The sequence below is a fragment of the Synechococcus sp. H55.2 genome (genome assembly GCF_047462495.1).
Classification (GTDB): Bacteria; Cyanobacteriota; Cyanobacteriia; order Thermostichales; family Thermostichaceae; genus Thermostichus.
This window is the reverse complement of sequence record NZ_JANSJH010000143.1, coordinates 1-4,391: the sequence shown is the minus strand read 5'-3', so window position 1 is coordinate 4,391 and position 4,391 is coordinate 1. Positions and strand designations below refer to the sequence as shown.

Genomic DNA, 4,391 nt, shown 5'->3' with positions numbered 1-4,391 from the left:
CCCTCTCCCAGAGGGAGAGGGTTCTGAGTCTTCTCCCCCTCGCCCCTTGGGAGAGGGGCTGGGGGTGAGGGTCATCCCTCAGAGAGAGGGGCTGGTGGCAAAGTGTCTTAAATCTTATTTGAAACGACCATACCCCCAGAACTTCAGCCGAGCTTAATGGCAGTGCCGGTGGCGGTGATGAGCAGCAGCACGCCGGTTTGATCGATGTTGATGGTGTCGGTGTTGATGGCGATGCCGATGACGCCATCTGCCCCCAGGCGTTTGGCTCGCCGCTCCAGCTCTTCTATGGCTTCTTTTTGGCCTTGCTCGAAGACGCGCTCGTAGGCTCCCGTGCGCCCGCCAATAATATCGCGGATGCCGGCAAAGAAATCTCGCAAGGCATTGCTGCCGTAGACCACCTCGGCGGTGACGATGCCCAGGTAGCGCTCGATCTCCACACCTTGCAGCACATCTGTGGTTGTCAGCAACATCAGCCTGCCCCCTTGGTCAACGCCTACCAGGATAGTCGGGATCGTCAACCTTCAGATCCCTCCCGATGGCCTTTGCCACGTGGTGGGGTATTGTTAACGGGATCCCCGGCCAAACCGGCGGCTGATACAATAGCTGCCCAAGAGTCAAAGACTTCTGCTTTGCCGACAGGATTCTCCCCCAAACCCGATGGCAGGCCCAATCCGAGTGGTGGGTAGTTTGAACATGGATTTGGTGGTGCAGGTGCCCCGCCATCCCGGCCCTGGCGAAACGGTGCTGGGATCCGACTACGCCACCTACCCTGGCGGCAAGGGGGCCAATCAGGCGGTGGCAGCGGCACGAGCAGGAGCCCAAGTGGAGATGTGGGGGGCGGTGGGATCGGATGGGTTTGGCCGCCTGCTGAGAGAGAACCTGGAGCAAAACGGCGTCGATACCCGTCACCTGAGGCAGTTGGAAGGGCCCAGCGGCGTGGCTCTCATCACCGTGGATGCAAGCGGGCAAAACCGGATCGTGGTCAGCCCTGGCGCCAATGGTCGCTATTTGCCAGCGCATTTGCCTCCCTTTACCCCGGTGGCTCTGCTTCTGCTGCAACTGGAAATTCCTCTGCCCACCGTGCAGGCTGCAGCAGAACAAGCCTTTGCCCAGGGGATCCCCATTTTGCTCAATCCTGCGCCCATCGCACCCTTGCCGGGATCCCTGTTGCGCCAGGTTCGCTACCTGGTGCTCAACGAAATCGAAGCCGCCGACCTTGCCCAGTCTCCTGTGGAAACGCCGGAACAAGCTCAAAAGGTGGCTCAAGAATTGCAGAAGCAGGGGATCCCAACCGTCATCCTCACCTTGGGAGGGGCAGGGTTCGTTTGGGCCGATGGGGAAGAAAGGGGCCATTGGCCGGCCCATCCCGTAGAGGTGGTGGATACCACTGCTGCCGGAGATGGTTTTTGTGGGGCGTTGGCCGCTTGTCTGGCTGCCGGGGGATCCCTGAGGGAAGCCTTGCGCTTTGCCAATGCCGCCGCTGCTTTGGCCGTAACCCGCGCGGGAGCCCAACCCAGCTTGCCCCGGCGCCCTGAAATCGAGGCGTTTTTGGCCTCTGCCCCAGAAACAGCCTAGACCAGCGCTAGCACCCGACCACAGCCGGTAACAGGATCCCTTGGGTACTGCTCAAGAGAACCTTGTCTTCCCGCGTAGGTGTGGGTTAGGAGATGAACAGACAGAAAACATCCGGTAGCTCTGACAAAGACCTGTGAGTACCCTCCTTGCTGAAGATGACGTTCTTTACCGTCAGCATGTACACAGCCTACTGACGCAACATTTGCCTGAATTTGGCCCGGTGTACACAGCCTCGAACGGCAGAGAGGCGCTGGATCTCTACCGTCAGCACCACCCCAGCTTTGTGTTGATGGATATTCGCATGCCCGAGATGACCGGGATCGAGGTGGCCCGCCAGGTGTGGTCAGAGTGCCCCAGCACACGCATCATTTTTTGGTCGCATTTTGCCGATGAAGTCTATGTGCGGGAGCTGCACAAGATTGTGCCCCCGCAAACCGTCTATGGTTACCTTTTGAAAAATTGCACCGATGAAAAATTGGTCAGCGCCATCCAAGCGGTGGTGCAGGACGAGCAATGCGTGATCGATCGGGAAGTGCGCGGGGTCGATTCCCGTTCACAAAACAAAATTACGGGTCTCAGCGATGCGGAGTATGAGGTGTTGGTGGACATTGCCCTCGGCCTCACCGACCAGGCCATTGCCGCACGGCGCTTTTTGTCCCGCCGAGGGGTCACCAACCGCCTGCGCAACCTCTACGACAAGTTAGAAGTGAGCAACGACCAAATCGAGAGCGACGAGTGGGGAACCACCTTCAGCCTGCGGGCCCGCGCCATCCGCCTTGCTTTTAAACGGGGGTTGATCAACGCCCAACTGCTGGATGAGGAGGAAGTGCATTTGGATCACTGGCTCAGCCGCTATCGATTGGATCCGTTGGACTAGTACCCAACCGGATAAAAGGGCGGGGCTTTTTCGGTCGGGCTAGCGGCGCGGAGCGCGGCCTGGTGGCCTGGATGGGGTTCAACTGGGCCAGGGGAGGCGAAAGGCACCTCGATCATCCGCTCCGGCACCAGCGGCACCATGTCGGAGCGGTCGGCAACTTCCCGCAGAGCATTGGCGATGGATTCTTGAGCCAGCAGAAACTGCCGTTCGTTGCGCTGCATCTGCTGCCACACCTGGTAACGCTGGCTCCATTGGCTTTGGGTATGCACAGTCCAACTGTAGAGGCCCAGCACCGCCAACCCCGAGACAATGGCCATGCCTGTGGAGATCTGTTGCCACCTGACCAGATGTTTTTTCCAGACGGGATCCCGACTGTGGGGATGAGCCGATTTTAAGGGCTGGGGGCGACTGACTTTGCTGGCGTGGGCAACCGTCCTTGGGTGGCGGCGGGCAGGCAAGGTCGCGGTTTTGCTCTGCAGTGGAAAAGGGCGGCGGCCACGGCCTGTGTTCAAAGGCTGGCTGATCATAGAGTTCAAACCTCACACACACCAAGTGCCAACGTCACAACGCTAGCAATGGGTCGCTGCCGTTCGCGCCAGCGGGACGGAGTCCTTTTCCGACCCACTCTATCCGATCTGCAGCAGCTTTCCACGATGAGACGCAGGGTGCTAAATCAAACCTCCAGGCGAGGTGGAGGGCAATCACGGCGCCGCTCGGCGGGCAGCCACTCGCAGTTTGGCAGAACGGGCACGCGGATTGCGTTGCTGTTCCAGCTCGGAAGGGCACACGGGTTTGGGAGTGAGCACCTGCCAGCGGGGATCTGTGCGAAAGGCCCATTTCACCAGGCGATCTTCCAGGCTGTGGAAGCTGATCACGGCCAACCTGCCGCCGGGTTTTAACCAAGTGGGAGCCTGAGCCAGCAAGGTTTCCAAAGCCTCGAGTTCTCGGTTTACGGCAATGCGCAACGCCTGAAAGATCCGGGTGGCCGGGTGGATACGGCCTCGCCGCGCTGCCGGGGGTACCGCCTGGCAAACCACCTGGGCCAGTTGGGTGGTGGTGAAAAGGGGGCGCGACTGTTCGATGCGGTGGGCGATGCGGCGGGCAAATCGCTCTTCGCCATAGCGGGTGAAAATGTCGATCAAGTCTTCCACCGGGCGATGATTGACCCAATCGGCAGCGGTTTCCAGATCAGCACCGGGATCCATGCGCATATCCAGCGGCCCCTCCCGGCGAAAGCTAAATCCTCGCTCAGGAGAGTCCAGTTGTGGCGAACTCACCCCCAGGTCGGCCACGATGCCATCGAAGGGGATCCCCTGCCCTTGCTCATCCCGAAAGCCGTGCTGCTGCAGATCGAAATCGGCAAAGTTGAGGTGCCAGAGTCGGAGGCAACTGTCGGGGATCCCTGCTGCGGCCAAACGCGCCTGGGCCGCCCGCAGAGCTGCCGGATCCCGATCCAGCCCCACCACTCGCTCTGCTCCTCTTTGTAGCAGCACCAAGCTGTGTCCACCCCCTCCCACCGTCACGTCCAAAAAGGTGCCGCCCTGCCGTTCGCGGGACGAACTCCTTGGTTGCAGATAGGCCACCACCTCTTCAGTCAGAACGGACTCATGGTGGTAGAGAGGGATCTCCCCAAGCAGAGTTTTCGGCAAGTCCATAAGCGCAGCAGAGGGGTGGCTTCGATGCTAGCCGGGTCTTTTCCCCAGCCAAATGGATCCGTCTGTTCAGTAGGTCGGCTGAGTTTCGCCTCTATTGGTTTGTAGAGTAGAGACTGTGCTTTTATCAAGCTTTCATGATCTCAAATTATAGTCATTTCAAATAGCAACGAAACGTTTCTCTACATTGCTACGCGCCGCTCTAACTCCCCTCTCCCAGAGGGAGAGGGGCCGGGGGTGAGGGCAACATCGCTATTGGGTAACTGACCTTGTGCTAAATGGACTAC

Annotated in this window: 5 protein-coding genes; 2 read left to right on the top strand and 3 right to left on the bottom strand. The window is 59.6% G+C overall.

The genetic code is table 11. From position 1 onward, the window contains the following. Nucleotides 1-143: 143 nt before the first annotated feature. The gene (locus tag NW844_RS12245) at nt 144-470 is read right to left on the bottom strand and encodes a YbjQ family protein (RefSeq protein WP_414336018.1); all 327 of its coding nucleotides are present in this window, start codon (nt 468-470) and stop codon (nt 144-146) included. Nucleotides 471-657: 187 nt separating this feature from the next. Here NW844_RS12245 and rbsK point away from each other — a divergent pair, with 187 nt between their 5' ends. Together rbsK and NW844_RS12235 are read left to right on the top strand one after the other, a co-directional pair. Further along, nucleotides 658-1,575 carry a ribokinase gene (gene rbsK, locus NW844_RS12240; RefSeq protein WP_414336016.1) on the top strand — a complete coding sequence of 306 codons (918 nt, stop codon included), beginning with the start codon at nt 658-660 and terminating at the stop codon, nt 1,573-1,575. Nucleotides 1,576-1,708: 133 nt separating this feature from the next. Next, nucleotides 1,709-2,452 (top strand): response regulator, encoded by a 744-nt coding sequence (locus NW844_RS12235; RefSeq protein ID WP_414336014.1) that lies wholly within the window; start codon nt 1,709-1,711, stop codon nt 2,450-2,452. On the opposite strand, the gene NW844_RS12230 is transcribed toward NW844_RS12235, so the two are convergent. Further along, entirely contained in the window at nt 2,449-2,979 is a 531-nt protein-coding gene (locus tag NW844_RS12230) for a hypothetical protein (RefSeq protein ID WP_414336012.1), read from the bottom strand. The two genes, NW844_RS12235 and NW844_RS12230, sit on opposite strands and share 4 nt — an antisense overlap. Nucleotides 2,980-3,153: 174 nt before the next feature. Next, nucleotides 3,154-4,107 carry a 16S rRNA (cytosine(1402)-N(4))-methyltransferase RsmH gene (gene rsmH / locus NW844_RS12225; RefSeq protein ID WP_414336010.1) on the bottom strand — a complete coding sequence of 318 codons (954 nt, stop codon included), beginning with the start codon at nt 4,105-4,107 and terminating at the stop codon, nt 3,154-3,156. Nucleotides 4,108-4,391: the final 284 nt, after the last annotated feature.